This window comes from Allobosea sp. RCC_152_1, from assembly GCF_041360765.1.
Classification (GTDB): Bacteria; Pseudomonadota; Alphaproteobacteria; order Rhizobiales; family Beijerinckiaceae; genus Allobosea; species Allobosea spartocytisi.
Genome location: NZ_JBFUPU010000007.1, coordinates 161,937 through 188,541 on the forward strand (window position 1 = coordinate 161,937; position 26,605 = coordinate 188,541).

At 66.8% G+C, this 26,605-nt stretch carries 28 protein-coding genes; 14 read left to right on the forward strand and 14 right to left on the reverse strand.

The genetic code is table 11. The features are described from left to right. The first annotated feature begins 22 nt into the window (after nucleotides 1-22). The 4 genes from AB6806_RS22075 to AB6806_RS22090 all read left to right on the forward strand — a co-directional run bounded on the left by AB6806_RS22075 (nucleotide 23) and on the right by AB6806_RS22090 (nucleotide 3,822). Nucleotides 23-622: a DUF2239 family protein gene (locus tag AB6806_RS22075; RefSeq protein ID WP_370955569.1), complete on the forward strand. Its 600-nt coding sequence runs from the start codon at nucleotides 23-25 to the stop codon at nucleotides 620-622. 4 nt (nucleotides 623-626) lie between these two features. Next, a complete protein-coding gene (locus AB6806_RS22080) occupies nucleotides 627-1,052 on the forward strand; it encodes a DUF1330 domain-containing protein (RefSeq protein ID WP_142022522.1) in 426 nt (141 codons plus the stop codon). Between the two features lie 126 nt (nucleotides 1,053-1,178). Further along, the gene (locus tag AB6806_RS22085) at nucleotides 1,179-2,072 is read left to right on the forward strand and encodes a DMT family transporter (RefSeq protein ID WP_142022521.1); all 894 of its coding nucleotides are present in this window, start codon (nucleotides 1,179-1,181) and stop codon (nucleotides 2,070-2,072) included. A 154-nt stretch (nucleotides 2,073-2,226) separates the two neighbouring features. After that, the gene (locus AB6806_RS22090; RefSeq protein ID WP_370955570.1) at nucleotides 2,227-3,822 is read left to right on the forward strand and encodes an EAL domain-containing protein; all 1,596 of its coding nucleotides are present in this window, start codon (nucleotides 2,227-2,229) and stop codon (nucleotides 3,820-3,822) included. Between the two features lie 15 nt (nucleotides 3,823-3,837). Here AB6806_RS22090 and gpt read toward each other — a convergent pair whose 3' ends face one another. The 4 genes from gpt to AB6806_RS22110 form a co-directional block, all read right to left on the reverse strand. Continuing rightward, a complete protein-coding gene (gene gpt / locus AB6806_RS22095) occupies nucleotides 3,838-4,347 on the reverse strand; it encodes a xanthine phosphoribosyltransferase (RefSeq protein WP_038358485.1) in 510 nt (169 codons plus the stop codon). Between the two features lie 133 nt (nucleotides 4,348-4,480). Then, a complete protein-coding gene (locus tag AB6806_RS22100) occupies nucleotides 4,481-6,247 on the reverse strand; it encodes a methyl-accepting chemotaxis protein (RefSeq protein ID WP_185747991.1) in 1,767 nt (588 codons plus the stop codon). A 364-nt stretch (nucleotides 6,248-6,611) separates the two neighbouring features. Further along, the gene (locus AB6806_RS22105; RefSeq protein ID WP_038358487.1) at nucleotides 6,612-7,373 is read right to left on the reverse strand and encodes a competence/damage-inducible protein A; all 762 of its coding nucleotides are present in this window, start codon (nucleotides 7,371-7,373) and stop codon (nucleotides 6,612-6,614) included. Nucleotides 7,374-7,468: 95 nt separating this feature from the next. Continuing rightward, entirely contained in the window at nucleotides 7,469-8,314 is an 846-nt protein-coding gene (locus AB6806_RS22110; protein WP_185747990.1) for an FkbM family methyltransferase, read from the reverse strand. Between the two features lie 129 nt (nucleotides 8,315-8,443). On the opposite strand from AB6806_RS22110, the gene map reads away from it, so the two are divergent. The 8 genes from map to AB6806_RS22150 all read left to right on the forward strand — a co-directional run bounded on the left by map (nucleotide 8,444) and on the right by AB6806_RS22150 (nucleotide 17,174). Then, on the forward strand, nucleotides 8,444-9,268 hold the full coding sequence (gene map / locus AB6806_RS22115) for a type I methionyl aminopeptidase (RefSeq protein WP_038358488.1): 825 nt from the start codon (nucleotides 8,444-8,446) through the stop codon (nucleotides 9,266-9,268). Further along, nucleotides 9,265-10,020: a RadC family protein gene (gene radC / locus AB6806_RS22120; protein WP_112764552.1), complete on the forward strand. Its 756-nt coding sequence runs from the start codon at nucleotides 9,265-9,267 to the stop codon at nucleotides 10,018-10,020. Before map ends, radC begins: the two co-directional genes overlap by 4 nt. Before the next feature lie 14 nt (nucleotides 10,021-10,034). Then, on the forward strand, nucleotides 10,035-10,400 hold the full coding sequence (locus AB6806_RS22125) for a DUF488 domain-containing protein (protein ID WP_142022517.1): 366 nt from the start codon (nucleotides 10,035-10,037) through the stop codon (nucleotides 10,398-10,400). A 165-nt stretch (nucleotides 10,401-10,565) separates the two neighbouring features. Next, nucleotides 10,566-11,981, forward strand: coding sequence for a circularly permuted type 2 ATP-grasp protein (locus tag AB6806_RS22130; RefSeq protein ID WP_038358494.1), 1,416 nt, complete (start codon nucleotides 10,566-10,568; stop codon nucleotides 11,979-11,981). Between the two features lie 73 nt (nucleotides 11,982-12,054). Further along, nucleotides 12,055-12,996 carry an alpha-E domain-containing protein gene (locus AB6806_RS22135; RefSeq protein WP_038358495.1) on the forward strand — a complete coding sequence of 314 codons (942 nt, stop codon included), beginning with the start codon at nucleotides 12,055-12,057 and terminating at the stop codon, nucleotides 12,994-12,996. Between the two features lie 171 nt (nucleotides 12,997-13,167). Further along, nucleotides 13,168-13,995, forward strand: coding sequence for a transglutaminase family protein (locus AB6806_RS22140; protein WP_142022516.1), 828 nt, complete (start codon nucleotides 13,168-13,170; stop codon nucleotides 13,993-13,995). 101 nt (nucleotides 13,996-14,096) lie between these two features. After that, the gene (locus AB6806_RS22145; RefSeq protein ID WP_112764549.1) at nucleotides 14,097-14,846 is read left to right on the forward strand and encodes a proteasome-type protease; all 750 of its coding nucleotides are present in this window, start codon (nucleotides 14,097-14,099) and stop codon (nucleotides 14,844-14,846) included. 168 nt (nucleotides 14,847-15,014) lie between these two features. Next, the gene (locus AB6806_RS22150) at nucleotides 15,015-17,174 is read left to right on the forward strand and encodes a putative bifunctional diguanylate cyclase/phosphodiesterase (protein WP_162720212.1); all 2,160 of its coding nucleotides are present in this window, start codon (nucleotides 15,015-15,017) and stop codon (nucleotides 17,172-17,174) included. Nucleotides 17,175-17,186: 12 nt separating this feature from the next. On the opposite strand, the gene AB6806_RS22155 is transcribed toward AB6806_RS22150, so the two are convergent. Both AB6806_RS22155 and AB6806_RS22160 read right to left on the reverse strand, forming a co-directional pair. Next, a complete protein-coding gene (locus AB6806_RS22155) occupies nucleotides 17,187-17,786 on the reverse strand; it encodes an exopolysaccharide biosynthesis protein (RefSeq protein ID WP_112764548.1) in 600 nt (199 codons plus the stop codon). A gap of 79 nt (nucleotides 17,787-17,865) precedes the next feature. Then, nucleotides 17,866-18,135 (reverse strand): usg protein, encoded by a 270-nt coding sequence (locus AB6806_RS22160; RefSeq protein ID WP_038358499.1) that lies wholly within the window; start codon nucleotides 18,133-18,135, stop codon nucleotides 17,866-17,868. Between the two features lie 198 nt (nucleotides 18,136-18,333). On the opposite strand from AB6806_RS22160, the gene bcsS reads away from it, so the two are divergent. Continuing rightward, nucleotides 18,334-19,038 carry a cellulose biosynthesis protein BcsS gene (bcsS, locus tag AB6806_RS22165; RefSeq protein WP_162738004.1) on the forward strand — a complete coding sequence of 235 codons (705 nt, stop codon included), beginning with the start codon at nucleotides 18,334-18,336 and terminating at the stop codon, nucleotides 19,036-19,038. A gap of 164 nt (nucleotides 19,039-19,202) precedes the next feature. Here the strand turns inward: bcsS and AB6806_RS22170 are convergent, their stop codons facing one another. From AB6806_RS22170 to AB6806_RS22200, 7 genes are all read right to left on the reverse strand, one after another. Continuing rightward, a complete protein-coding gene (locus AB6806_RS22170) occupies nucleotides 19,203-20,804 on the reverse strand; it encodes an NTP transferase domain-containing protein (RefSeq protein ID WP_370955571.1) in 1,602 nt (533 codons plus the stop codon). Nucleotides 20,805-20,817: 13 nt separating this feature from the next. Beyond that, nucleotides 20,818-21,510 (reverse strand): XdhC family protein, encoded by a 693-nt coding sequence (locus AB6806_RS22175; protein WP_142022513.1) that lies wholly within the window; start codon nucleotides 21,508-21,510, stop codon nucleotides 20,818-20,820. A gap of 3 nt (nucleotides 21,511-21,513) precedes the next feature. Further along, nucleotides 21,514-22,143 carry a LysE family translocator gene (locus AB6806_RS22180; RefSeq protein ID WP_113254881.1) on the reverse strand — a complete coding sequence of 210 codons (630 nt, stop codon included), beginning with the start codon at nucleotides 22,141-22,143 and terminating at the stop codon, nucleotides 21,514-21,516. Next, nucleotides 22,143-22,481, reverse strand: coding sequence for an XdhC family protein (locus tag AB6806_RS22185; RefSeq protein WP_133563351.1), 339 nt, complete (start codon nucleotides 22,479-22,481; stop codon nucleotides 22,143-22,145). The genes AB6806_RS22180 and AB6806_RS22185 overlap by 1 nt, the downstream gene beginning before the upstream one ends. 142 nt (nucleotides 22,482-22,623) lie before the next feature. Further along, nucleotides 22,624-23,823, reverse strand: a complete 1,200-nt coding sequence (locus AB6806_RS22190; protein ID WP_370955572.1) for a vWA domain-containing protein — start codon at nucleotides 23,821-23,823, stop codon at nucleotides 22,624-22,626. Beyond that, complete coding sequence (locus AB6806_RS22195) at nucleotides 23,820-24,200, reverse strand: nuclear transport factor 2 family protein (protein ID WP_038358512.1); 381 nt, start codon at nucleotides 24,198-24,200, stop codon at nucleotides 23,820-23,822. Before AB6806_RS22195 ends, AB6806_RS22190 begins: the two co-directional genes overlap by 4 nt. Before the next feature lie 50 nt (nucleotides 24,201-24,250). Further along, nucleotides 24,251-25,171, reverse strand: coding sequence for an AAA family ATPase (locus AB6806_RS22200; protein WP_113254883.1), 921 nt, complete (start codon nucleotides 25,169-25,171; stop codon nucleotides 24,251-24,253). A gap of 135 nt (nucleotides 25,172-25,306) precedes the next feature. Between AB6806_RS22200 and AB6806_RS22205 the strand changes: the two genes are divergently transcribed. Further along, complete coding sequence (locus AB6806_RS22205; RefSeq protein WP_038358516.1) at nucleotides 25,307-25,660, forward strand: nuclear transport factor 2 family protein; 354 nt, start codon at nucleotides 25,307-25,309, stop codon at nucleotides 25,658-25,660. 129 nt (nucleotides 25,661-25,789) lie between these two features. On the opposite strand, the gene AB6806_RS22210 is transcribed toward AB6806_RS22205, so the two are convergent. Further along, nucleotides 25,790-26,596 (reverse strand): FAD binding domain-containing protein, encoded by an 807-nt coding sequence (locus tag AB6806_RS22210; RefSeq protein ID WP_370955573.1) that lies wholly within the window; start codon nucleotides 26,594-26,596, stop codon nucleotides 25,790-25,792. Between the last annotated feature and the right edge of the window lie 9 nt (nucleotides 26,597-26,605).

A 26,605-nucleotide genomic window follows, 5' to 3' on the forward strand; every position in this document is an offset into this window, starting at 1 on the left:
CGCAACGCCAGGAGCCTCCGACATGTCCGATCTCGCTGCCCGAACCTGCACCGCTTTCCGGGACGACGCCCATCTCGGCAGCGGCCCGCTTGCCGATGTCGCGCTCGCCGTGAAGGCCACGCTCGAAGCCGCGCCGGCAGCGTCGATCCTCGTCTTCGACGACGCGACCGGCCGCGTGGTCGATCTCGACCTGCGCGGCACGGCAGCAGAAATCGCGGCGCGACTGGCCGCTCCCACCGGCCCCGCCGACCAGCCCGGAGCCGCACCGGCGGAGCGTGGCCGCGGCCGGCCGAAGCTCGGCGTCGTCGCCCGCGAGGTGACCTTGCTGCCCCGCCATTGGGAGTGGCTCTCGGCCCAGCCGGGCGGCGCCTCGCAGGCCCTGCGCCGCCTCGTCGAGGATGCCCGCCGCAACGATGGCGGCCGCAGCCGGGCGAGGCAGGCGCAGGAAGCGGCTTACGCTTTCATCTCCGCCAAGGCCGGGAACCGCGAGGGTTTCGAGGAGGCGTCGCGCGCCCTCTTCGCCGGAGATGCCGCAGGTTTCGCCGACCAGAGCCAGAACTGGCCGGCGGATATCCGCGCCTATGCCGCAAGGCTCGCGGCCGACGCCTTCACCCAGGGCTGAGACGATGCAGACCTATCTCGAACCGAGTTGGGAAGCCGGGCGCGATCTCGTCGCCCGCAGCATCGCCGGCGAAGTGGTGATGCTGAACCTGCTGCGCCTGCGCAGCGTTGCCGATTATGCGGCCCACCCGGATCTCGCCCCCGAACGGCCGATCAGCGGCGCGGAAGCCTTCGACCGCTACGTCGCGCATACGCGGCCTTATCTGGAAGCGAGCGGCGGCTCGCTGCTGTTCCTGGCCGAGGGCGGCCCCTTCCTCATCGGCCCGCAGGGCGAACGGTGGGATCGCGCCATGCTGGTCCGGCAGAGATCGGTTGCGGATTTCATCGCCTTCGCCGGCAACGCGGCCTATCTCGCCGGCATCGGCCACCGCACGGCCGCGGTCGAGGATGCGCGGCTGCTGCCACTCGTCTCCCGCCCCCTTCCGGGCTGAAGCAGGCGAAACCGCCATCGCCGGAACGCCGGGACGGGCTGCGTGAAACGCCATTGCCACGGCACGGACCCAAAGGCATAGCCCGCCGGCACCCTTTGCCTTTAGCCCCCTCGACAGAAGCGCATCATGAGTTCCCACACACGGTGGTTCGGCATTCTGTGCGGGCTCGCGACAGCGTTGATCTGGGGCGTCCAGTCCGTGGTTTCGCGCCATGCGATGCTGACCGGCCTGTCGCCGGCCGATGTCACCATCCTGCGTTTCGTCTCGGCCTCCGCCGTGCTGATTCCCTGGGCGGCGACGCGGATCCGCCCCTTTCCCGTCGGGTCGCTCGGCTGGAAGCGGGCCTGGTTCATGGCGCTGCTCATCGGGCCGCTCTACAGCCTGATCCTTGTCGGCGGCGCCCATTTTGCGCCGGCCCTGCACTCGTCGATCATCTCGCCAGGACTGATCCCCGTCTTCACAGCGCTGCTGGTCTTCCTGGTGACCGGCGAGCGCGCCGGGCGGATGCGGCTCGCCGGTCTCTGCACCATCGTCCTCGGCATCGCGATCTTCTCGCGCGACGCGCTGATGGCGACGCCCTCCCGGCCCGATGCCTGGATCGGCGACCTGCTCTTCGTCCTGATCGCCGCGATGTGGTCGGTCTTCGGCCTGCTGGCGCGGCGCTGGGGCGCGAGCTCGGTCGAGGTCACGGTGGCGTCCTGCGTGCTGGCATTGCCGCTGCTCGGCCTCGTCGCCCTCGCGCTGCCGGTCCATATGGCGCAGGTTCCGCTCGCCGAGGTGCTCCTGCAGGCTCTCTACCAGGGCGTGCTGGTCGGGGTCGTCGCGCTCTATCTCTACGCCCGCACCGTCGCGATGTTGGGAGCGGCGAAGGCCACGCTCTTCCTGCCGCTGGTGCCGGTGGTGACCGCGGCCTGCAGCGCACTGCTTCTCGCCGAATACCCCTCGCCGACCGAGATCGCCGGCATGGCGGTCGTCATCGCCGGGATGGTGCTGGCGTTCCGCTCGCCATCGGCGAATTGACGGCATCGAGATCTCGGCTCGGAGGCATCGTCATGCGGCCCCGAAAACCGGCCCTCACACCGAAATCGATTCACCTGCGAAACCAAATATTTATCGGATAGGCGCCATGCTGGCGGGCAGGCCTGACTGACGCAGGCGCCCACCGACAGGCTGCATGGGTCGAAAGCGCGTTCACATCATTGTGCTGGCGGCTGTTCTCGCCGCCGTCGCGGTGATTCTGCCCATCGTGCTGATGCTGCATGTTTCCTGGGTCAGCGCCCTGCGTCGCGAGGAGCGAAACCTGCGGGCCTTCGCCGAGCAAGGAAGCTCGCGAGCCCAGCTCCTTTACGACGAAGTGCGCGATGCGCTCCTCGCCTTGACCAAGGCGGAGATTGTCCCCTGCTCCACACAGCATATCGCGCTGATGCGCGAGATCGTGATGAACAACACCGCGATCAACGAGATCGGCTACTTCAAGGACGGCCGGCTCGTCTGTTCCTCCTGGGGCCAGGTCGCGACGACGGTCACCCGCGCGCCCGTCGACTATGAGACGGCCGACGGGATTGCAGTCACGGTGCGGGTGCAGCCCATCGTGTCACACGTCAAGCCAATGATGGCGCTGCATTTTCGCGACCACAACATCCTGGTCGATCCCTCCCTGCTGGCCGATGTCGCGACCGACACCGACACCCAGCTCGTGATTGCAAGCGAGGGCGGCGTCTTGGTCGCGGCACACGGCGACCCCGACGGCCACCTCGTGAACTCGCTGTTGAAGCAGCCCCGCAGTGGCATCGACGACGACCACATCTTCGCCGCCGCCCGCTCCAAGGATTGGACCGCGATCGCCATCTCCTCGCGGGAGCGGATCGCGCAGACGCTGAGCGAGGAGCGCTGGCTGCTGCTGCCGGTCGCCGGCCTGATGGCCGCCAGCCTCGTGGCCCTGATCACCTGGCTCGCACGCCGACGCCTCTCGCCGCTCGGGGAGCTCGAGCTCGCCCTCCGGAATCGCGAGTTCGTGGCGCATTACCAGCCGATCATCGACATCGAGACCGGCATCTGTGTCGGCGCCGAGGCTCTCGCCCGCTGGCGCCGGCCGGACGGGACGGCGGTCCGGCCCGATTTCTTCATCCCGCTCGCCGAGGAGAACGGGCTGATCGGCGCGCTCACCAACCAGATGGTGGAGGCGGTGATCCGCGACCTCGCCTCCGTCCTCGTCGCCGATCGCTCGCTGCATATCGCACTCAATCTGAGCGCGGAGGATCTCGTCAGCGGACGCGTCCTGGCCTTCATTCAACAAGCCATCGCCGATACGGGAATCCGGACCGAGCAGCTCTGGCTCGAAGCGACCGAGCGCGGCTTCATCGATGTCGAGGCCGCCCGCGCGACGATCATCGAGGCCCGCAGGCTCGGCCACTCCGTCGCCATCGACGATTTCGGCACCGGCTATTCCAGCCTGCAATATCTGCAGCGCCTGCCGCTCGACGCGCTGAAGATCGACAAGGCCTTCGTCGAGACCATCGGCCGGAACGCGGCGACGAGCCCGGTGATCGGCCACATCATTGACATGGCGAAGACGCTCGACCTCCACATCGTCGCGGAAGGCATCGAAACCGAGGAGCAGCTCGCCTATCTGCGCGAGCGCGGCGTGCGGTTCGGTCAGGGCTGGCTGTTCTCCAAGCCTCTCCCGGCCGGGGAGTTCGTCGCCTTCCACCGCCGCCGCCAGCACGAATACGGCCCTGGCCCGGAACTCATCCGGCGCGCCATCGCCTGAGCGGATTGGCCCGGCTCAGCCCTTATGGCCCTTGGCGATCGGCTCGACATAGGTGAGGGCCATGTCCCAGGGAAAGTAGATCCAGGTATCCTGGCTGACCTCGGTGACGAAGGTATCGACCGTCGGCACGCCGGCGGGCTTGGCGTAGACCGTGGCGAAATGCGCGTTGGGCAGCATCTCGCGCACCACGCGCGCCGTCTTGCCGGTATCGGTCAGGTCGTCGACGACGAGCACGCCCTTGCCCTTGCCGTCGCCGATCGCCTTGATGTTCGGCGCGACGTCCTTGAGGACCTTGAGCTCGGACTGGTTCTTGTAGTCGTGGTAGCTCGCGACGCAGACCGTATCGATCAGCCGAAGCCCCAGCTCGCGGCAGATGATCGCCGCCGGCACCAGCCCGCCGCGCGTGATGCAGACCATCGCCTCGAAGGGTCCCTTGTCGGCCAGCCGCCAGGCGAGCGCGCGCGCATCGCGGTGGAACTGGTCCCAGGAAACCGGGAAGGCCTTGTTCGAGGTCGGTTCGGCCATGGCGGAGCGCTCCGGGCTGATCGCGGCGCCAGACGCGCCCTGCTGCAGACCGAAAACCCTATTGCGCCGCCGCTGGCAAGAGGCCGGCGGCGGCGATCCCCAATGGCGCCCGCTATGGGCGCCCTCGCCGGCTTCAGAACTCCGCCCAGCCATCGGCGCCGCCGCCCGCGGCAAGGCGTCTGGCGGGAACCACGGCCGGCCGCGCATTCACCGCGACAGGCGCTGCCGAATGGACGAGGTGCGGACCGGACTGCCGACGCTGGCCGTCGAGCTTGAAGGCCGAGACCATCGTGCTCAGCGCCTCCGTCTCCTGCTGGAGGTCGCGCGCGACCTTCGCGCTCTGGTCGGCCAGCAGTGAATTCTGCTGGGTCATCTCGTCCATATGGGCGACGGTGCGGGCCATCTCGTCGATGCCGTTGGCCTGTTCGACCGTCGCCTGCGAGATCTCGTTGACCGTGCTCGCCACCTTGGAGGCCGCATCGACGATCTCGCGCAGCGTCGCCCCGGCATCCTTGACCAGCCCGACACCGGCTTGAATCTGTTGCGCAGAATTCGCGATCAAAGCCTTGACGCCGTTGGCGGATTCGCTGCAGCGCGCAGCGAGCGCCCGTACCTCCGTCGCCACCACGGCGAAGCCCCGCCCGGCATCGCCCGCACGGGCGGCCTCAACCGCCGCATTGAGCGCGAGCAGGTTGGTCTGGAAGGCGATCTCGTCGATCATCGAGATGATTTCCGAGATTCCGGAGGACGCCTTCTCGATCCGCCCCATCGCATCGACCGCCTCGGTCACGATCGCGCCGCCGCGCGCAGCGACATCGCTCGCCTCGTTGCCGAGCTGCACGGCCATTTTCGAGTTGCCGGCGCTGTGCTTGACGGAAGCCGCGAGCTCCTCGGTCGTCGCCGCCGTCTCCTGGAGGCTCGCGGCATTGGCCTCGGTGCGTTCCGCGAGCTGCTGGCTGTCCGAGGTGATCTTGAGCGATGCGCCGTCGATCCGCACGGAAATGTCGCGCACCGAGCCGATGACCTCGGCAAGCGTGTCCAGCAGGTCGTTGACGCCCGCGCAAAGGGTCGCGACCTCGCCGCTCTTGCCTTCGAGCGGCACCCGGCCGGTCAGATCTTTCGCCTTCGCGCGGGCGATCGTCTCTGAGGTTTCCTGCACCGCTGCCTCGAGTTGCTTGCCCTTGAAGGTGGCGGTGATGTCGGTGGCGAATTTCACGACCTTGTAGGGGCGCCCCTGCGCGTCGAGGATCGGGTTGTAGCTCGCCTGGATCCAGACCTCCTTGCCGCCCTTGCCGATGCGCCGGTACTGGCCGGCATCGTACTCGCCGCGGCCGAGGCGTTCCCAGAACGCCTTGTACGCGCTCGATTCCCGCTCGGTCGGATCGACGAACATGCGGTGATGCTGCCCGGCGATCTCCGGCAGCGCATAGCCCAGAACGGTCAGGAAGTTCTCGTTGGCGTGCAGGATCTTGCCTGTGAGATCGAACGCGATCACGGCTTGCGCCTTGTCGATCGCGGCGCGCTGGCCTTCGAGATCCGCAAGCAGGTTCTTCTGCTCGGTGACGTCATAGGCGTATTTGATCACGCCGACCGGCTTGCCGCCTGACCCCATGATCGGATTGTAGCTCGCCTGGATCCAGACCTCCTTGCCGCTCTTGCCGACGCGCAGATACTGCCCGCGCGAGAATTCGCCACGGCCGAGATCAGCCCAGAACTGCTTATAGGCCGCGCTGCCGCGCTCGTCCGGCGTCACGAACAGGCTGTGATGCTGCCCCTTCACCTCGGCCAGCGAATATCCCATCACGCTGAGGAAGTTTTCGTTGGCATCGAGCACCTTGCCGTCGAGGTCGAACTCGATCACCGCCTGCGAACGATTGATTGCGGCGATCTGCTCCGCCATGCGGCGATTCGATAGAAGACCGGAAAAGAGCGACATCCATACCCCCCGGACAGGCCGCTACGCCTTCCGGTTCGCGGGCCGTCGTCACGATGAAAGTCAAGGAAAATGCCCGCAGCAGGTCGCAGCCACGGGCGCGGCCTGAATTCGCTCCAGCCGCGGTATAGTCATCACATAAAACGGTTTACGAATACTTTAAAAGAGAATGATCTTCCCCAAATAACGTCGACATGTACTACAGAATGAAAGAATAAGTATAATCACTTCTATTCGAGAGCCGCAAAAGCTCAAATTCGCATTACGTCAGGACGATCAAGTAGCCGGCACAGCATATATGCCCGCATAAGTTGTATACACCGCAACAACCTTAGCGAGCACGCTGCCCGTATTCGCGGATCATCTTTTTCACCTCCGCCATTGCAACCTGGAGTTTCTCCGCATCACGCGACCTCACCACAATGTTGGTGTCCGGCCCCGTTTCGGACCAGAACGGATAGGAGCCGATCGAGACGTCGGGATGCGCCTTCGCGACCTCCGCCAGCGGCCCGCCGATATCGCCCTCGCGCAGGCCGGCCTGAACCGTATCGGAGAGGATCTTCGTGCCGGTCGTGAGCGTCGGCGCGACGACGTCGAGCATCGCCTGCATGATCGCGGGCACGCCGGCCATCACATAGACATTGCCGATATTGAAGCCCGGCGCCTTCGAGACCGAATTGGCGATCAGCTCCGCACCGGCCGGGATGCGCGTCATCCGCATCCGCGCCTCATTCAGATCCTCGGCGGCGAAGCGCTCGCGCATCATCGCGACCGCCCGCGGATCGTAGTCGATCGAGACGCCGAAGGCCGCCGCCACCGCATCGGCGGTGATGTCGTCATGGGTCGGGCCGATGCCGCCGGTCGTGAAGACATAGGTGTAGCGGACGCGCAGCGCGTTCAGCGCCGCCACGATTTCGTCGGTGACGTCCGGCACCACCCTGACCTCGCGCAGCTCGATGCCGATATTGGTCAGGTACTCGGCGATATAGCCGATGTTTTTGTCCTTCGTCCGCCCGGACAGGATTTCGTCGCCGATGACGAGGATCGCCGCCGTCACGATGACGGGCGGCTGGCTGCTTTGGCTTGCGGACATGGCGCGGCTCCTGACCTGAGGGTCAAGAGCTAGGGCGTCGCGAGGCTTTGCTCAAGCATCCCCGATTGCGCGCCGGCCATGCCGGCCCTGCGTGCTCAGGTCGGATCGCGCTCGAACAGCATGTTCATGCGGGTCTGCCGGAGCAGCCGGTAGCCGCTGCGCTTCAGCAGCCCGGCCAGGTCGCTCTGCCAGCGCAGGCGCGAATCCTCGATGATGATGAAACCGGGCCAGAGCGAGGGCGGCGCATCGCGCAGGAAGGGCTCGAGGATCAGATCCTCCGCCCCTTCCACATCGAGCTTGATCGCATCGATGCGCTCGTAATGCTCGCTTTCGACGAGCGCGAGCAGCGTCGTCGCCGGCACCTTCACGGGACTGGCCGTGGTCGAGTTGAGAATGCGTACGCTCGATTCGCCGCGATTGGCCGGGTCGATGAACAGTGTCAGCTCGCCGGGCTTGTCGGCCAGCGCGCAGGCCACCGCCTTCACCGTGCCGAACGGGTTCTGTGCGATGTTATAGGCGAGGCGGGCGAACACGTCCGGCTGCGGCTCGACCGCCAGGACGCGGGCGCTGCGCCCGGCGCGGGCGGCGACGAAGAGCGAATAGGCGCCGATATTCGCGCCCACATCGATGAAGGTGAAGCCGTCGCGCAGGCGCGAGGCCAGCATCTCCAGCTCGATCGGATCGAAATATTGCGGCGTGAACAGCACCCGCTTCTCGCAGATATTGCCGTTCGGATGGAGCCTCATCTTGGCGCCGAGCGCCTCGATGTCGACCGGCGCACCCTCGAGTGCGCGCAAGCCGATGCTGCGCAGCGCATAGGCGCTCTTCCGGCCGAAAAAATTATCCGGGGCAGCGCGTGTCCGGGAAATGATGCGCGCTACGAAGGGTTTCGGTGCGAAGGCGCCGAAGGGCTGCTCTTCCGCCGTGCTGGGTTCGATCATGGCCATTGCGGCAGCCTGATACACCGTGCGGCGGCGCAACACCAGCCATTCGGGAGCGCGAATGCCGCTTCCGGCTTGCCTCCGCCGGCAAACGCAATAGATATGGGATCAAGGAGTTCTCCGCGCGCAATGACATTCGAAGACACCATCGGCCGTTCGCGTTCGCGCGAGCCCGTCATCAAGATCCACGGCCCCGAGGCCTTCGCCGCCATGCACAAGGCCGGCCGGCTGACGGCGGCCGGGCTCGACATGCTCGGCGCCTACGTCAAGCCCGGCGTCACGACGCAGCGCCTCGACGATCTCGCTTTCCAGTTCGCCATGGACAACGGCGCCTATCCGGCGACCTTGTTCTATCGCGGCTACACCAAGTCGATCTGCACCTCGATCAACCATGTCGTCTGCCACGGCATCCCCGACGACAAGCCGCTGCGCGAGGGCGACGTCCTCAATATCGACTACACGCTGATCGTCGATGGCTGGCACGGCGATTCCAGCCGCATGTACGGCGTCGGCGAGATCTCGCGAAAGGCCGAAAGGCTGGTCGAGATCACCTATGAAAGCCTGCTGCGCGGCATCAAGGCGGTGCGTGCCGGCGCCACCACCGGCGATATCGGCTTCGCCATCCAGCGCTATGCCGAGGGCGAGCGCTGCTCGGTCGTCCGCGACTTCTGCGGCCACGGCATCGGCCAGCTCTTTCACGACGCTCCGAACATCCTGCACTATGGCAGCCCGGGCGAAGGCATCGAGCTCAAGCCCGGCATGGTCTTCACCATCGAGCCGATGATCAATCTCGGAAAGCCGGGCGTGAAGGTGCTGTCCGATGGCTGGACGGCGGTGACGCGCGACCGCTCGCTCTCCGCCCAGTTCGAGCATCAGATCGGCGTCACCGAAACGGGTTGCGAGATCTTCACGCTCTCGCCGGCCGGCCTCGACAATCCGCTCGCCCCGAAATGAGCGTCGGCATCGGCAAGGGATCACGCAAGGCGCCCGCGCCTGCTGCCTTTGCCGAAGCTGCCGCCTCGCCGCCGACCCCGCATTATCACGGCCATCGCGACCGCCTGCGTGCCCGCTTCCAGGAGGCCGGCGCCGATGCGCTGCCTGATTACGAATTGCTCGAGCTCTTGCTCTTCCGCTCGATCCCGCAGCGGGACGTCAAGCCGCTCGCCAAGGAGCTGGTCCAGCGCTTCGGCTCCTTCGCCGAGGTGCTCGCCGCGCCGGCCTCCCGCCTGACCGAGGTGAAGGGCGTGGGCGAAGGCGTGGCGCTCGATCTCAAGATCGTCGAAGCCGCGCTGAAGCGCATGGCCAAGGGCGCCGTCGCCAAGCGCACGGTCCTGTCCTCCTGGTCCTCCGTCCTCGACTATTGCCGCATGGCGATGGCCTTCGCCGAGCGCGAGCAGTTCCGCATCCTCTTCCTCGACAAGAAGAACGCGCTGATCGCCGACGAGGTGCAGCAGACCGGCACGGTCGATCATACGCCGGTCTATCCGCGCGAGGTGATGCGCCGCGCGCTGGAGCTCTCGGCCTCGGCCATCATCCTCGTCCATAACCACCCCTCGGGCGACCCGACTCCCTCCGGCGCCGACATGCGGATGACGCGCGAGCTGGTCGATATCGCCAAGCCACTCGGCATTGCGATCCACGACCACATCATCGTCGGCCGCGACGGCCATGCGAGCTTCCGCAGCCTGGGGCTGATCGAGGGCTGAGCGCGGAGGCAGCTATGGCGCCATTATCGGTCAAGCGCGTCTACGATCCCCCCTCCCCGGAGGACGGTACTCGCATCCTGGTCGACCGGCTCTGGCCGCGCGGCGTGAGGAAGGAGCGGATCGATCTCTGGCTCAAGGACATCGCGCCGAGCGATGCCTTGCGGCACGAATTTCACGGTCATCCGGATCAGTGGGAAACCTTCCGCGCGGCCTATGCGGCCGAGCTCGGCAGCGCTTCGGCACAGGCCGCGCTTGCCATTCTGATCGAGAAGATCGCCGCCGGCCCGGTGACGCTGCTCTATGCCGCCAGGGACGAGGCCCGCAACAACGCCGAAGCGCTGCGCCTGTGGCTTGTTGGGCATCCTCCGGCGAGCGGCTGATCGCGGCTGCGCCTTCCGTAACGGCGGGTCTTAGACTATTCGCCGAGCCGGCCCGCCCGCTTCTGCCCAAGGAATAGGCATGCTTGCCCCTTTGGCCGGCTTGCCCCCCTCTTCCCGAACGCCTGCGAATGCGCATAGGCTGACGAAAATGGGGATGACGGCCGCATGGTTGCGTTCGATGAAATGACCGGCTCGGGGCAGGAGTTGAGGCCAGCCTATGACGCGCTCGACCGCTGGCTGAAGGAGGCTCCGGCCGAAACGCTGGCGCTAAGGCGCTCGCAGGCGGAACTCTTCTTCCGGCGCATCGGCATCACCTTCGCAGTCTATGGCGACGAGGAATCGACCGAGCGCCTGATCCCCTTCGACATCATCCCGCGCGTCCTCACCAAGCCGGAGTGGACGAAGCTGGAAGCGGGGCTGCGCCAGCGCGTCACCGCGCTCAACATGTTCCTGGCCGATGTCTACGGACCCAAGGAATGCCTGAAGGCCGGCATCATCCCGCCCGATCTGGTCTATCGCAACGCCTGCTACCAGCTCGAAATGGTCGACTTCAAGGTGCCGCACGGCGTCTATTGCCACATCGCCGGCATCGACGTCGTGCGGGTCGACGCAGACACATTCTATGTGCTCGAGGACAATGCCCGCACGCCGTCGGGCGTCTCCTACATGATGGAAAACCGGGAGGTGATGCTCAGGCTCTTCCCGGAGCTTTTCGCGATGCACCGCGTCGCCCCCGTCGACAACTACCCGGACCAGCTCCTGGCGACGCTGCGCTCGGTCGCGCCGCGCAGCGCGCCTTCGGACCCGACGATCTGCCTGCTGACGCCCGGCCAGTACAATTCGGCCTTCTACGAGCACTCCTTCCTCGCCGACAAGCTCGGCGTCGAGCTGGTCGAGGGCTCGGACCTGCTGGTCAAGGACGACGTGGTCTACATGCGCACCACGCAAGGGCCGAAGCGTGTCGACGTGATCTACCGGCGCATCGACGACGACTTCATCGACCCGCTCGTCTTCCGCGGCGATTCCGTGCTCGGCGTGCCCGGCATCATCGGCGCCTACAAGGCCGGCAACGTCACGCTGGCCAACGCCGTCGGTACCGGGGTCGCCGACGACAAGGCGGTCTACAGCTACATGCCTGAAATCGTGAAGTTCTTCACCGGCGAGGAGCCGATCCTGAAGAACGTCCCGACCTTCCGCTGCCGCGAGCCGGAGGCGAACGCCTATGTGCTCGACAATCTGGAGAAGCTCGTCGTCAAGGAGGTCAACGGCTCGGGTGGCTACGGCATGCTCGTCGGCCCGCACGCCAACAAGGCGCAGATCGAGACCTTCCGCCGCAAGCTGAAGGCGAGCCCGGAAGGCTTCATCGCCCAGCCGACGCTGGCGCTCTCGACCTGCCCCACCTTCGTCGCCTCGGGCGTGGCGCCGCGCCATGTCGACCTGCGGCCCTATGTGCTCTCCGGCGCCAACGGCATCTCCTGCGTGCCGGGCGGGCTGACCCGCGTCGCGCTGAAGGAAGGTTCGCTCGTCGTCAATTCCAGCCAGGGCGGCGGCACCAAGGACACCTGGGTGCTCGACGCATGACGCGCTCTCCCGATCGCCTCAACGCTCCCTTCCGGATGCTGCCTGCCTCGCCGCGGAAAGGCCCTCGCTGACCATGCTCTCCCGCACCGCAGACAGCCTCTACTGGGTTTCCCGCTATGTCGAGCGGGCCGAATGCCTCGCCCGCATCCTCGATGCGACGACCCGTCTCACCAACCTGCCTTCGACCTATGGCGGCGCCGGCACCGAGTGGCAGAGCGCGGTCCTGACCGCCGGCTGCGAGGACACCTTCGCCCAGGCCTATAGCGAAGCGAACGAACGCAATGTCTGCGACTTCCTGACCTTCAACCCCGACAACCCCTCCTCGATCCGCAACTGCCTCGCCTTGGCGCGCTCGAACGCGCGGGCGGTGCGCACGGCGCTGACCTCGGAGATGTGGGACGCGCTGAACGGCGCCTGGCTCGAGTTGCAACGCTTCGAGAAGAAGCGCATGGACCGCGAGGAATTCGCCCGCTTCCTCGACTGGGTGAAGAATGTCTCGCTGGTCTTCGACGGCTCGGCCTACCGCACCATGCTGCGCGACGACGGCTACTGGTTCTCGCGGCTCGGCGTCTATCTCGAGCGCGCCGACAACACCGCCCGCATCCTCGACGTGAAGTATCACGTCCTCCTGCCGGCCAACGAGCAGATCGGCGGCTCGCTCGACTATTTCCAGTGGACCACGGTGCTGCGCGAGGTCTCGGCGCTGACCGCCTATCACTGGGTCTATCGCGAGGCGGTAAAGCCGGTGCTCATCGCCGATCTGCTGATTCTGAACCGGCGCATGCCGCGCTCTCTCGCCGCCTGCTACGAAAACATCTCGCGCTTCCTCGACTCGCTCGGCGACGCCTATGGCCGGCAGGGCGCGGCCCAGCGCCAGGCGCGCCGGACTCTGGCGAACCTCAGCAACACGCGCATCGAGAACATCTTCCAGCACGGGCTGCACGAGTTCATCGAGGACTTCATCACGGAAAACAACGGCCTCGGCAATACGATCGTCGAGCAATACCTGCAGTGACCCGCTCGCCTCGCCGCGAACCGGCAGGTAGAACGACAGATATCCAGAGCATTTTCGAGCGAAGTGGTCACCGGTTCGCGTGAAGAAAATGCGATAAAACAACGAGATAGACCCTTTCCGCGCTTCAGGGAAACGCGGAAAGGGTCTAAACGCCCGGAACGGCCGAGACCCATGCGGATCAGGATCTCCCACACGATCAGCTACGAATATGCCGAGCCGGCCCGGCATATCGCGCAGATCCTGCGCCTGACGCCACGCGACCATGACGGCCAGCACGTCATGTCGTGGCGGATCGAGCCCAGCATCGACGGGCGCCTGCGGGCTTCGCAGGATGCGCATGGCAATATCGTTCACACCTTCTACGCCGACGGCCCGATCTCCGCGCTCGGGATCAAGGTCGACGGGCTGATCGAAACCGTCGATCTCGCCGGTGTCATCCGTGGCGGGCTGGAGCGGGTCCCTTGCGACGTCTATCGGCGCGACACCCTTCTGACCGCGCAGGACGATGCGCTGCGCGCCTTCACCGACGAAGCCGCCGCCGGCGCCGGCACGCCGCTTTCGCAGATGCATGCGCTGATGGCCGCGGTCCATGAGCGCATGACCTGCCTCGACGCCAGCGGACACACCGGCGTTGGCGCACCGGCTGCCTTTGCGGCGGGCGAGGCGATCGCGCAGGATATCGCCCATGTCTTCATGGCCTGCGCGCGCCATCTCGGGCAGCCGGCACGCTACGTCTCCGGCTATGTCGCGCGATCGGGCGATCTGCCCCTGGGCAGCGGCGCCCATGCCTGGGCCGAGGTCTATCTCGATGGCTATGGCTGGATCGGCTTCGACAGCGCGAATGGCCTGTGCCCCATCGACACACATGTGCGTGTCGCGGTAGGGCTGGATTTCGCCGACGCCGCCCCTGTCCGGGGCTCGCGCCAGGGCGGCGGAGGCGAGAACCTCAACGTTCTCGTCACGGCACAAGAAGCCGGCAGTCGGCAGGTCAATCAATAGCCGTAGCTGGCGGCCGAAACTTAAGCCGGCCACGTTGATTCGATTTGGTCGGATCAGGCCACAAGCGATTGACGGACTTAAGAGATCGAAGGACCGCGACCCTGACCTATTGCGCCGGAATCCTCGTGCAGGACGGGCTGGTGATGATCGCCGACACCCGCACCAATGCCGGGCTCGACGATATCTCGACCTTCCGCAAGCTCCACATCTTCTCCTGGCCGGGCGACCGCAGTTTCGGGCTGGCGACGGCCGGCAACCTCTCGATCACGCAATCGGTCATCAGCTTCCTGCACGAGGGACTGCCCCATCCCGAGACCGGCGAGATCGAGACGCTGCGGAACGCGACCACCATGTTCCGAGCGGCCCAGCTCGTCGGCCGCTGCATCCGCCATGTCCGGGAGATCGACGGGCCGGCGCTCGACGAGGCCGGCGTCAAGTTCGAGATGTCCATGCTGTTCGGCGGGCAGATCAAGGGCCAGCCGATGCGGCTCTTCATGATCTACGGCGCCGGCAACTTCATCGAATGCGGCATCGACGCGCCCTTCCTGCAGATCGGCGAGCACAAATACGGCAAGCCGATCCTCGACCGGGCCGTCACCTTCAAGACCCATCTCTACGATGCCCTCAAGGTCGGGCTCATCTCGATGGATTCGACGATGCGCTCCAATCTCGGCGTCGGCCTGCCGATCGATCTGCTGGTCATGCGCCGCGATGCCGAAGACCTTGAGCTCAACCGCCGCATCGAGGCCGGAGAACCCTATTTCCACGATCTGCGCGAGCGCTGGTCCGCCGCGCTGCGGGCCGCCCACATGGCGATTCCGCGCCCGCCCTACGGGCCCAGCTCCCCGTAAAGGCTCCGGCCCTTCGTCAAGCCGGCCTCATTTTCGCGGTAAATCCCGGCGCCAAGGCAACGGGATGTCAATACTTACGCGGTTAGCTCGCATCGAAGGATCGATGCCGGACGTGCAATGCTGCAACCTGCCACCGCGAAGATGACGAACGCGGGTTCATCCGCGCGCATGTTCGCGAGCACCGTCGCGACGCTGGGCTGCGCGTTCCTGCTCCTGCTGGCCGTCGGTGCGGCCGTGGTGATCGCGATCACGCGCGAGGCCAATCGGCTCGAAGCCCAACGCCAGCGCGAGCGCATCGAAGCCGCCTTCAACAATCAGATTCGCGCCAGCGAGCTCAGGTTGGAACGGCTGGCCATCGCGGGCGCCTTCCAGGAGACGCTGCGCGGACCGGAGCCCCATACCGGACTGCAGAACGCCTTCAGCCGCCTGGGCGGCCAGCTCGCCGATTTCGACGGAGCCTATATCGCATCGGCATCCGGAACCGTCCTCGCCGGCGTCGAAGCGGGCGAGCCCGCCGGCCAGGCCGGCTATGACGGCCTGCGACATTTCAGCGGCTTCATTCCCGGAGGAAACTCCCGGCCCGTGGCCGGCAGCCTATCCTCCGATCGCGGCTCGGCCTGGTCGACCATCGCCAGCAACGGCAGCGACACGATCCTGCTGATGGTGATCGACTTGTCGCGCATCGCGACGCCGGTTCACTCGCCGTCGCTGGGGCGGCTGTCCTTCGTCGCCTATCGGCGGTTGTCCGGTACGATGCTGGCCGAGCTGGCGGATGGCTACCGCGTCGCCGGCATGCGCCTCGTCGATCGACAGCCCTCCGACGCGCTGTCGAGCCTGCCCATTCCCTCACCGGACGCATCGGTCAGCACCTGGCTGACCTGGACTCCGGACCGCCCCGGCGACGTCATGCTGGAACGCTTCCTCTGGGCCCTGATCTCGGTCGGCGTGCTTTTCTCCGGTATCATCGTCTTCGTAGTGCAGCGCCTGCGCGCGGCAGCCGTGCAGATCACGCTACGCGAGCAGGAGATCCAGCGCCTGGCCGGCCAGGACGAATTGTCGCTGCTGCCCAACCGGCGCAGCTTCGACCTGACCTTCGACCAGGCACTCGCCCGGCTCGACCGCGGCGACTCGGCGCTTGCGGTGTTTCTCATCGATCTCGATCGCTTCAAGGCCGTCAACGACACTTATGGCCATACGGCCGGCGACGAGCTCATCCGCCAGGTCGCCAACCGGCTCCTCGGCACCGTGCGGGCGGGCGATACGGTGGCGCGCCTGGGCGGCGACGAATTCGGCGTCATCCAGGCGCATGCCTCCCCAACCGGCTCGGCGGCGCTGGGCGAGCGGATCCTGGCCGCTCTCACCGCCCCCTTCACCGTCATGGGCGTCGAGGTCACCATCGGCTGCTCGGTCGGCATCGCCCTGGCACCGCGCGACGGCGCGAAGCGCGAGACGCTGCTCAAGCTCGCCGACACCGCGCTCTACGAGGCGAAGAACAGCGGCCGCAACCGCTGGTCCTTCTTCGAGCCCCAGATGAACCGCGCGCTCCAGGTCAAGCGCATGGTCGAGGACGATCTGCGCAACGCCATCGAGCAGGACAAGCTGACCCTGCACTACCAGCCTCAGGTCTCGATCGACGGCTCCACCATCATCGGCGTCGAGGCGCTCGTGCGCTGGCCGCATCCGGAGCATGGCATGATCCCGCCTTCGGAGTTCATCGCCATCGCCGAGGAGCGCGGGCTCATCGTGCCGCTGAGCGAATGGGTGCTGCGGCGCGCCTGCCAGGAAGCCAGGCGCTGGAAGGGCGTCCGCCTCGCCGTCAACGTCTCGCCGATCCAGTTCCGCCACAAGGACTTCGTCGCCAACGTCATCCGCATCATCGGGGAGACGGATTTCGATCCCGGCCAGCTCGAACTGGAACTGACCGAAGGCGTGCTGATCGAGGATGCCGACGCGGCCGAAACCGCGATGATGGACATCAGGGCCCATGGCGTCGGACTTGCTCTCGACGATTTCGGCACGGGCTATTCGAGCCTGATCTATCTGCGCCGCTTCGCCTTCGACAAGATCAAGATCGACCGCTCCTTCCTCGAATACATGGAAGAAACCGGCGAATCCGCGATCCTGGTCCATTCGATGGCGCATCTCGGCCGCGCGCTCGGCCTGCGCGTCTGCGCCGAGGGCGTGGAGACGGCCGAGCAGCACCGCTTCCTCCAGGCCATCGGCTGCCACGAACTGCAGGGCTTCCTCTTCTCGCGGGCGGTTCCCGCCGAGGAGATCGACCGGCTGCTCGCGGTGAACAACCCTTTTGCTGAAGTGCTCGCTGCCTGACCGGACACCCGATCAGAACAGCAGCTCCTGGATGCCGCTGAAGATCGCATAGGCGAAACCGGCACTGAGCGCGAGCCCGATCGCCCCGATGACCGCCCCCGCGATGATCAGCACGCCGTCGCGCTCGACCATCCCGAGCCCGACCAGGCAGACGGCGAGCCCGAGGGGGATCTGCCCGATGAACGGCGCCGCGACGATCAGCCCCAGCGCCAGGATCAGGATGACGAGCCCGAGGATCGGCACCGCATAGGGACCGCCGAGCATCGTCAGCCGCGGCCGCGAGAAACGCTCGAGCCAGATCAGGGGCGGCAGCGCCCGCTCGATGGCGCGGTTGAGCTCCGGCTTGCCGATGCTACGCCTGAGCAGCGCCTGCGGCAGCCAGGGCGTCTTCCGGCCGGGCAGCATCTGCAGCGCGACGAAGGCCAGGACAAGCCCGCAGACCAGCGGAATCGGCGGCGGCATCGGCAGGCAATTGGGCAGGCCGAGCAGCACCACAAGCAGCGCATAGGCGCGATCCTGCAGCGCCGCGATGATGGTGCCGACCTCGACACGCTCCCCGGGCAGACCGGCCAGCGCCTTCAGAAGTCCGGATGTGCGTAAGGGAGATGACAAGAGAGCCAGGCCGTGCCGGATTGAGCTGCCCGCCTAGCACGGCGGGGCAACCCGCAACAAGCACGCGCCACGCAGGCGCTCAATGCAGTGTCAGCACACCGTTGACGCTGCGGATCTCCGCCGGCCGGATCAGTCGCGAATGCGCGACGGTGACGGAATGCACCGGCCCGTCGAGCTCGCGCCGCCAGAAATCCAGAAATTCATGCAGCACGGGAAAGCGCGGAGCGACGTCGTATTGCTGCCAGATGAAGGTCTGCAGCACACTGAGATGATCGGGCATGCGATACAGGATCGTCGCCGTCGTCAGCCCATAGCCCTCGAGCTGCCTGATGAAGTCCTCTGAAACCATCTGCACCTCCCCTCCCAGCGGGATTGAAAGCTTAGCCGGATGCGTCGAGGCTGCGCCCGGTTGGTTAACAAAAGCTTGCAAGCTTACTCCCAAACTGCTGCAATTCTTAGGCTCGTCTGCGGCGCAAGGGGGACGCTCGGCGGGCCGGGGGCATGCGTGGCGTGGGGTAGCCGCAGAACCGGTCGGACCAGGCTGGCGATGGTCGTCGCGGCCCTGCCCCTGTCCGTCTGTTCGGCCGCCCTTGCCGAGGACGATGAAGCGGATGAGGAGCGTTCCCGGCTTTCGACCGTGATCTTCGGCTCGATGGAGGCCGGCCCGACCAAGACCTTCCTGTCGGTCGGAATGAAGCGCGCCATCGGCGGCGGCCTGGCCCAGAGCGGCTTCCGCCTCTTCCTGAAGGCTGGCGGATCGCAGGAACAGACGCGGCGCCAGTCGCCGCGCGGCACCACCTACAAGGCCGAGACCCAGACGCTGCTCGGCTATGAATGGCGCATCGGCGACACGTTCGTCGCCCTTTATGCCGGCTCCGACGTCCAGAGCGAGAGGCGCGACGAGCCACTCGGCCCGTCGCTGATCGAGACACGTTACGGTGCGCGATTGCAGGCCGATCTCTGGTCCACGCCGCTGCCGGGCATGATGTTCCAGGCCAGTGCCTATGCCTCGACGCTGGACCGGCGCCTCTGGGCGCGTGCCGCTCCCGGCTGGCAGATGCCGCTCGGCTTCTATGTCGGACCGGAGGTCGAAGCCTATCGCGAACGGGACTATCGCAAGCTGCGCCTTGGACTGCATCTGACGGGCCTGCGCCTGCTCGGCCTCGAATGGCGCCTCGCCGGCGGCTGGCAGCGCACCAGCGACCGGCCCTCCGAGGCTTACGCGACGCTCGGCCTGCACTGGCAGCGCTGACGAAAATGCGCGAACCCTCATCCTGAGGAGCCGCGGAGCGGCGTCTCGAAGGATGGTCCAGATGGCTCCGGAGCCTCGTGAGGCATTCTTCGAGACGCCAATCCCTTGGGAATGGCTCCTCAGGATGGGGGCTCAGGGCACAAACGGCCGCTACAGGCGAGCCGTCAACCCTGCAACGCCCTGAGCGCTTCCGGCGTATCGACGTCGATGGCGATGGCCGGATCCTCGAAGGGAACCTCGACGACGCGGCTACCGGCCTCGTCAAGCAGGCGGCGAGCCCCGCGATCCCCGGTCAGCAGCGAAACCGCGGGGAAGATCGGCCGCGCCAGCAGCACCGGGTTGCCGCGATGGCCGAACAGCGTCGGCACCACGGCCAGCGAATCCGGCTGCTGGAGATGGCTTTCGGCCAGGCGCTCTATGACCTGCGACGTCACATTGGGCATGTCGCCGAGCGAGATCACCGCCGCTTCGACCTCGGACGGCAGCGCCGCCACCCCGGCGCGAACCGAGCCGGCCAGCCCCGAAGCATAATCGGGATTGTGCACGAAGCGGATCGGCAGGTCGGAAAGAGCGGCCTCCACCGCCTCCTTCTGATGGCCGGTGACGACCAGCACCGGATCGAGCCGGGCCTCGAGCTGCGCCTCGACGGCATAACGCACGATCGGCTTGCCGCGCAGCTCCTGCAGGAGCTTGTTGTCGGCGCCCATCCGGGTCGAGCGGCCGGCCGCCAGGACGATCCCGGCAATATGTCCGGGGCCATGTTGCCCCGGCGCGCGCGGCTGCGGCCGCGAGACGATCTCCATCAGGAGCCCGCCCACGCCCATGCGCTGGACATCGGCGCGGCCGACGCGGATGCCCGCCAGATGGCGCTGCAGCACCCAGTCGAAGCTGTTCTCCTTGGGCGAGCGCGCGCAGCCCGGCGCGCCGATCACCGGCTTGCCGTCGATCTCGCCGAGCATCAGCAGATTGCCGGGATCGACCGGCATGCCGAGATGCTCGACCCGTCCGCCCGCCTCGATCAGCGCTTGCGGGATCACGTCGCGCCGGTCGGTGATCGCCGAGGCGCCGAAGACGACGATGATGTCGCTGTCGCCTTTCGCCAGCACCCCGATGCTCTCCGCCAGCGGCGTCGTCTCATGCGGCACGCGCCTGTCGGCCGAAAGGACCGCGGCCGCCGGCGCCAGCCGGTCCATCATGACGCGCATCGTCTTGTCGACGACGCTGGGCTTGAGCCCCGGCAGGATCGTCGAGATCACGCCGACCTTCGAGGGGCGATAGGCCGCGACCGCGATGGCCCGCTCCGGGCCGAGTGCAGCGAGCGCCTGCTCGACCCGCGTTTCCGAGACGGCATAGGGAATGATCTTGACGGTGGCGATGAGCTCGCCGGCGACGACCGCCTTGAGTGCCGGCAGCGTCGCCACCGTGATCGCCTCGTCGACGGTGTTGAAGGCGTCGATCGCCGCGACATCGACCGTGAGCACGCCCGCCGTCGTCGCGAACATGTTGACGCGCCCCGTGAAGGGGGCTTCCGCGACGATGCCCTTGCCGGTCAGGCGCGCGGCAAGCCGCGAGGCAGCCTCGTTCTCCGCGACATCCCCGGGCTCCAACCGCACGGCGACGATCTCGCCGATACCGGCTTCGGCGAGCCCGGCTGCGATCTCAGCGGTGACCAGCGCGCCCTTCTTCACCGTCGTCGCGCCCGCCCGGATCGTATGGGCGGCGATGCAGCCGACGGAATCGGCGATGGCGATGGGGCCGAACTTCATGATGCGTGCCCTTTCAGGCGGGCTTCCTGCGCGGGCCGCGCAGGCTGCTCACGATCTCCGCCAGGATGGCGAGCGCGATCTCGGCTGGCGAGACGGCGCCGATATCGAGCCCGATCGGGGCATGGATGCGCCGTGTCGCCTCCTCGCCGAACCCTGCCGCAGCGAGCCGCTCCAGCCGCTTGCCATGCGTCTTCCGGCTGCCCAGCGCCCCGATATAGAAGCAGTCCGAGCGCAGCGCCGCCGTGAGCGCGGGATCGTCGATCTTCGGATCATGCGTCAGCGCGACGAAGGCGGTGTAGCCGTCGAGCCCGACCTGCGGCAGGACCTCTTCGGGCCATTCCGGCAGCAGCGCCACGCCCGGAAAGCGCTCCGGTGTGGCGAAGGCCGTGCGCGGGTCGATGATCACGAGATCGAGATCGAGTTCCTTCGCCATCGGCGCCATCGCCTGCGAGATATGGACGGCGCCCGTCACGACGATACGCGGATGCGGCGCCTGCACGGTCAGGAAATAGGAAGCGCCCTCGGCCTCGACCATGCCGCTCTTGCCGGTGCGCAACTGCTTCTCGACGAGTTCGGCCAGCGGATCGGCCGCGATCTCGCCCTGCCGCACCAGCCGCTGCGCGCCGCTCGCGAGTTCGGTCACCAGCACCGCCGCGCGCCGCGCCGCGCGCTCGTCATTGAGCGCGGAGAGGATGGCGAGATCCACCGTTCAGCCCCTGTCGGTCGCGAGCTTCAGGCCGAGCGCGATCATCAGCGAGCCGCCGATCCAGCGCCCGAAGGCGAACCCTGTCCTGGTCTTCTTCATCGCTCCCACGACGAGCGAGGCGCCGAAGACGGTGACGAGATCGGCCGAGGAGAAGGCGAAGTTGACCACCATGCCGAGGATCAGGAACTGCGCCCAGACCGGCAGCGAACCGGCCGGATCGACGAATTGCGGCAACAGCGCGATGAAGAACAGCGCGACCTTCGGGTTCAGGATCTCGACGATGAAGGAATCCAGCAGCGCCCGCTTCACCGTCTTCGGCGGCGCGATGGGCTGGTCGGGCGCGCCCAGGCGCGAGCGGATCATGCCGATGCCGATCCAGACCAGATAGATCGCACCGGCGATCTTCACCGCCATGTAGAGCTCCGGCACATGCTTGAACACGGCCGACAGACCGAAGGCCGCGGCGAAGACATGGACATAGCAGCCGAGATGGATGCCGAGCATCGCCATCAGTCCCGCCCTGCGGCCATGGCTGATCGTCTGGGCGGCGGTGTAGAGCAGCGCCGGCCCCGGAAAATAGGCGACGAGGATGGTCACCGTCGCGAAGGCGACAAGGGTCTCCCAGGAGGCCATCAGTGCTTATCCTTGCTGCGGACCGGCTCGACATAGACCTTGATGCGCCCGCCGCAGGAGAGCCCGACCTTCCAGGCCGCCTCGTCGGCGACGCCGAATTCCAGGATCCGCGGCTTGCCCTCGGCGATGACGTCGGCGGCCTCGGCCACCACCGCCCCCTCGACGCAGCCGCCCGAGACGGAGCCGAGGAAATTCCCCTCCCCGTCGATGACGAGATGCGAGCCCACCGGGCGCGGCGCCGAGCCCCAGGTCTCGACGACGGTCGCGATGGCGACGCCACGGCCGGCCGCCGCCCATTCCTCGGCAGCGCGCAGGATATCGGTCTCGGTGCTGATCATGATGCGAATCTCCTCAGCCCTCATCCTGAGGAGCCGCGGAAGCGGCGTCTCGAAGGATGTTCCAGAGCAGGCTGGAGCATCCTTCGAGACGCGATCTGCGATCGCTCCCCAGGATGCGGGCTAGCTCCGCTAAGATCATGCCTCAACCCGTCTTCTTCAACCAGAGCCGCGGATCGCTCTCCCGCTCTGCGTCCCGCGACAGCGCGGCGCAGAGATCGGCCATCGCTGCGAGATTGTGGATCGGCCGGAACGAGTCGACATGGGGCAGCATCGCCTTGATACCGCTGGCGCGCGCCGCGAAGGCATCGTAGCGCAGCAGCGGATTGAGCCAGACCAGTTGCCGGCAGGAGCGGTGCAGCCGGTCCATCTCGAAGGCGAGGCTGTCGTCGAGATGGCGCTCCAGCCCGTCGGTGAAGAGCAGCACCACCGCCCCGCCCGACAGAACCCGACGCGACCAGACGCGGTTGAACGTGTGCAGCGCCGTCGCGATGCGCGTCCCGCCCTCCCAGTCGGGCGCCGCCTTGCCGGCCAGCGCCAGCGCCTCGTCGGGGTCGCGCGCCTTCAGCATGCGGGTGACATTGGTTAGCCGCGTGCCGAAGACGAAGGAATGCACGCGCCGGCGCTTCTCGGTCAGCGCATGCAGGAAATGCAGGAAGATGCGCGAATATTCCGCCATCGAGCCGGAGATATCGACCAGCGCGACGACCGGCGGATGCACCTGCCCCCGCTCGCGGAAGGCGAGGTCGATCGAGCCGCCCCCGCCGCGCAGCGAGCGGCGGAAGGTGCGGCGCGGATCGATGCGCAGGCCCCGCGCCGCCGCCCGGAAGCGACGCGTTTCAATGCTGTCATCCGGCAGGCTGAGCTCGGCGATGAGCTGCTTGGCGCGCGCGATCTCCGCCGCGCTCATCTGGGCGAAGTCGCGCGACTTCAACATCTCGCGATCGGAGACGGTGAGTCGCGCCGTGAGCTCGGTGAGCTCCGCGGGCGGCTCGTCCTCGCGTGGCGGCGGGGCGAAGGCTTCCGCCACCCTGAGCGCCCCGGCTTCGGCCTTCTCCGGCTGGTGCTCGGCGCCGGGCGAGACCGGCGACATCTGCGCCATGATCTTCTCGATCAGGTTGCGCCGGCGCCAGAACAGCCGGAAGGCCTGGTCGTAGACCGCGCTGTCCTCATGCTTCTTCACGAAGATCGCATGCAGCGCCCAGTACATCTCCTCGCGCACGCCGAGCGCGCCCTCGGCCAGCGCCTCGACGGCCTCGGTGACCGCCCCCGGCCCGACCGGCAAGCCGGCCGCGCGCAAGGCACGGGCGAAATAGGCGACGTTCTCGGCGAGCTTGCCGCTCACGCCCCGACCGTCTCCGTCATGAACACCTTCTGGACGATCTGCCAGCGGCTCTCGATCTTCAGCAGGGACAGAAGGTCGGTGAAGTAGCGCGGCGGCATCTGGCACTTGACCTTGACCAGCGCCAGCGTCGGCCCGACGAGATCGATGGTCAGGATGTGGTCGTCGCGCTGAAGCCCGCTCGCCTGTGGCGACGGCCGGTTGCGCACCAGTTCGAGCCATTGATCGCACGGCAGAATCTGGATCGTGCCGTCCTCGCGGGCCGTGGTCAGCGCGCTGGTGGGATGGAAGACATGGGCGAGCTTCTCGGCGTTGCCCTCATAGAGCCCGTCGAGATAGGTCCGCACCGTGGCTTCGACAGCCTTGATGTCCGCATTCATGACAGCCTCCCTCGCGCCTCGCCAATCGGTCTGCTGCCGCGGGCGAAGGATCAGCGCCCCGCCTCGGCCTTCGCCTGATCCAGCAGCTCCTTCACCTTCGAGCCCTGCATCGCCTGGATGTCGTCCTGATACTTGAGCAGCGCGCCTAGCGTATCGGAGACGATCGCGGGATCGAGCGCAACCGCATCGAGCTCGACCAGCGCCGTCGCCCAATCCAGCGTCTCGGCGACGCCCGGCGCCTTGAACAGCTCTTCCTTCCGGATCGCCTGCACGAAGGCGACGAGCTGCTTCGAGAGCTTGCCCGGAGCCTCCGGCACGCGCGCCTTCAGGATGGCGAGCTCGCGCACCGCATCGGGATAGCCGACCCAGTGATAGAGGCAGCGACGCTTCAGCGCGTCATGGATCTCGCGCGTGCGGTTGGAGGTCAGGATCACGATCGGCGGCTCGGCCGCCTTGACCGTGCCGAGCTCGGGGATCGTCACCTGCGCATCGGCCAGTACTTCCAGCAGGAAGGCCTCGAAGGCTTCGTCGGTGCGGTCGAGCTCGTCGATCAGCAGGATCGGCGGCCCGCCCTCCTGCGGCTCCAGCGCCTGCAGCAGCGGCCGCTTGACCAGATATTTCTCGGAGAAGATATCGCCTTCCAGCCGCTCGCGGTCTCCGGCAGCACCACCCGCCTCCGCCAGCCGGATCGCCATCATCTGCCCGGCATAGTTCCACTCATAGACGGCGGAGGCGAGGTCGAGCCCCTCATAGCACTGCAGCCGGATCAGCCGGCGCCCAAGCCCCGCCGCCAGCACCTTGGCGATCTCGGTCTTGCCGGTGCCGGCCTCGCCCTCCAGCAGCAGAGGCCGCTTCATCCTGAGCGCCAGGAACAGCACGGTCGCGAGCGCGCGGTCGGCGACATAACCCTGCCCCTGCAGAAGCGAGAGCGTGGCGTCGATGGAAGCCGGGATGCGGGAGGAATTCAGCATGCTCGTTCTCTAACGCGGCAGCGCCGGCGAAGGAAGGCGTGGCGGCGCACAGCCATGCTGCTGACATGGCGGGGTGGCAGGAATTGTAGCCTCCAGCCGCCGGCCTTCCGACACGAAGACAACGGAGCACGGATCATGAGCACCGAACAGATCGCCAAGGATTTCACCGCCCTCCTCAAGGAAGGCAAGCACGACGAGGCCGCCAGCCGCTTCAACGCCGAGGATATCGTCAGCTACGAGAACATGCCGGGGCCAATGGCGGTCTGCCGCGGCAAGGAAGCGGTCAGGCAGAAGGGCGAATGGTGGGCCGCCCATCACGAGATGCACGACTTCAGCAGCGAAGGCCCCTATCTCAACGGCGACCAGTTCGCGGTCCGCTTCCATGTCGACGTCACCGTCAAGGAAACCGGCGAACGGCGGATCATGGACGAAGTCGGCCTCTACACGATCGGAGACGGCAAGATCGTCGAGGAACGCTTCTTTTATTGACGCCCTCGCGTCATTCCCGGGCGAAGCAAAGCGCAGACCCGGGAATCTCGTGACGAGAAGGCGCTGATTGGCGCCCTCCCCGGCCTGAGATGCTCGGGTCAAGCCCGAGCATGACGCGCGATGGCCAGCTCAGGCTTTTCCTGTCGCCTGCGCCACAGCCTGCTTGGCCATCACGCCGATCAGATGGGCGCGGTATTCGGCATCGGCATGGATGTCGCCATTGATGCCCTTCGCCGTATGCTTCAGCCCGTCCAGAGATTTCGGCGCGAAGCGGGCCTTCAGCGCGGCTTCTGCTTCGGGCCAGCGGAAGACCCCGCCATCGCCCGCCCCCGTCACCGCGACGCGGATCTCGCTGCCGCGCTTGGCGACGAAGACGCCGACCATAGCGTAGCGCGAGGCCGGGTTGCGGAACTTGGCATAGCCCGCCTTGGAGGCGATCGGGAACGAGACCTTGGTGATGATCTCGCCCTCCTCCAGAGCCGTCTCGTAGAGTCCGGTGAAGAAGTCTTCGGCCGTCAGCTTGCGCTTGTTGGTGACGACGGTGGCGCCCAATGCCAGCAGCGCCGCCGGATAGTCAGCCGCCGGATCGTTATTGGCAACCGAGCCGCCGATCGTGCCGCGATGGCGCACATGCGGGTCGCCGATATGCCCGGCGAGATAGGCCAGAGCCGGGATCGCGCTCTGCACCTCGGGCGAGTCCGCGACCTCCGCATGCGTCGTCATCGCGCCGATGACGATGTTGCGGCCCTTGACGGTGATGCCCTTGAGATCGTCGCAGGCGCCGAGATCGACCAGCGCCGACGGTGAGGCCAGCCGCTGCTTCATCGTCGGCAGCAGGGTATGGCCGCCGGCGAGGAGCTTGGCGTCCTCCTTCTTGGCGAGCAGCGTCGCCGCCTGCCGGGCGCTGGTGGGCTTGTGATAGGTGAAAGCGTACATCGGCTTGTC

Bases quoted from the DNA above. Each gene is read 5' to 3' on its own strand.
- AB6806_RS22200 (WP_113254883.1), bottom strand. From the start codon at position 25,171: ATGCTGAATTCCTCCCGCATCCCGGCTTCCATCGACGCCACGCTCTCG.
- AB6806_RS22075 (WP_370955569.1), top strand. From the start codon at position 23: ATGTCCGATCTCGCTGCCCGAACCTGCACCGCTTTCCGGGACGACGCC.
- map (WP_038358488.1), top strand. From the start codon at position 8,444: ATGACATTCGAAGACACCATCGGCCGTTCGCGTTCGCGCGAGCCCGTC.
- AB6806_RS22135 (WP_038358495.1), top strand. From the start codon at position 12,055: ATGCTCTCCCGCACCGCAGACAGCCTCTACTGGGTTTCCCGCTATGTC.
- radC (WP_112764552.1), top strand. From the start codon at position 9,265: ATGAGCGTCGGCATCGGCAAGGGATCACGCAAGGCGCCCGCGCCTGCT.
- AB6806_RS22125 (WP_142022517.1), top strand. From the start codon at position 10,035: ATGGCGCCATTATCGGTCAAGCGCGTCTACGATCCCCCCTCCCCGGAG.
- AB6806_RS22150 (WP_162720212.1), top strand. From the start codon at position 15,015: ATGTTCGCGAGCACCGTCGCGACGCTGGGCTGCGCGTTCCTGCTCCTG.
- AB6806_RS22160 (WP_038358499.1), bottom strand. From the start codon at position 18,135: ATGGTTTCAGAGGACTTCATCAGGCAGCTCGAGGGCTATGGGCTGACG.
- AB6806_RS22170 (WP_370955571.1), bottom strand. From the start codon at position 20,804: ATGAAGTTCGGCCCCATCGCCATCGCCGATTCCGTCGGCTGCATCGCC.
- AB6806_RS22180 (WP_113254881.1), bottom strand. From the start codon at position 22,143: ATGGCCTCCTGGGAGACCCTTGTCGCCTTCGCGACGGTGACCATCCTC.
- AB6806_RS22085 (WP_142022521.1), top strand. From the start codon at position 1,179: ATGAGTTCCCACACACGGTGGTTCGGCATTCTGTGCGGGCTCGCGACA.
- AB6806_RS22205 (WP_038358516.1), top strand. From the start codon at position 25,307: ATGAGCACCGAACAGATCGCCAAGGATTTCACCGCCCTCCTCAAGGAA.
- AB6806_RS22195 (WP_038358512.1), bottom strand. From the start codon at position 24,200: ATGAATGCGGACATCAAGGCTGTCGAAGCCACGGTGCGGACCTATCTC.
- AB6806_RS22210 (WP_370955573.1), bottom strand. From the start codon at position 26,596: ATGTACGCTTTCACCTATCACAAGCCCACCAGCGCCCGGCAGGCGGCG.
- AB6806_RS22130 (WP_038358494.1), top strand. From the start codon at position 10,566: ATGGTTGCGTTCGATGAAATGACCGGCTCGGGGCAGGAGTTGAGGCCA.
- gpt (WP_038358485.1), bottom strand. From the start codon at position 4,347: ATGGCCGAACCGACCTCGAACAAGGCCTTCCCGGTTTCCTGGGACCAG.
- bcsS (WP_162738004.1), top strand. From the start codon at position 18,334: ATGGTCGTCGCGGCCCTGCCCCTGTCCGTCTGTTCGGCCGCCCTTGCC.
- AB6806_RS22110 (WP_185747990.1), bottom strand. From the start codon at position 8,314: ATGATCGAACCCAGCACGGCGGAAGAGCAGCCCTTCGGCGCCTTCGCA.
- AB6806_RS22140 (WP_142022516.1), top strand. From the start codon at position 13,168: ATGCGGATCAGGATCTCCCACACGATCAGCTACGAATATGCCGAGCCG.
- AB6806_RS22080 (WP_142022522.1), top strand. From the start codon at position 627: ATGCAGACCTATCTCGAACCGAGTTGGGAAGCCGGGCGCGATCTCGTC.
- AB6806_RS22105 (WP_038358487.1), bottom strand. From the start codon at position 7,373: ATGTCCGCAAGCCAAAGCAGCCAGCCGCCCGTCATCGTGACGGCGGCG.
- AB6806_RS22090 (WP_370955570.1), top strand. From the start codon at position 2,227: ATGGGTCGAAAGCGCGTTCACATCATTGTGCTGGCGGCTGTTCTCGCC.
- AB6806_RS22100 (WP_185747991.1), bottom strand. From the start codon at position 6,247: ATGGCGGAGCAGATCGCCGCAATCAATCGTTCGCAGGCGGTGATCGAG.
- AB6806_RS22185 (WP_133563351.1), bottom strand. From the start codon at position 22,481: ATGATCAGCACCGAGACCGATATCCTGCGCGCTGCCGAGGAATGGGCG.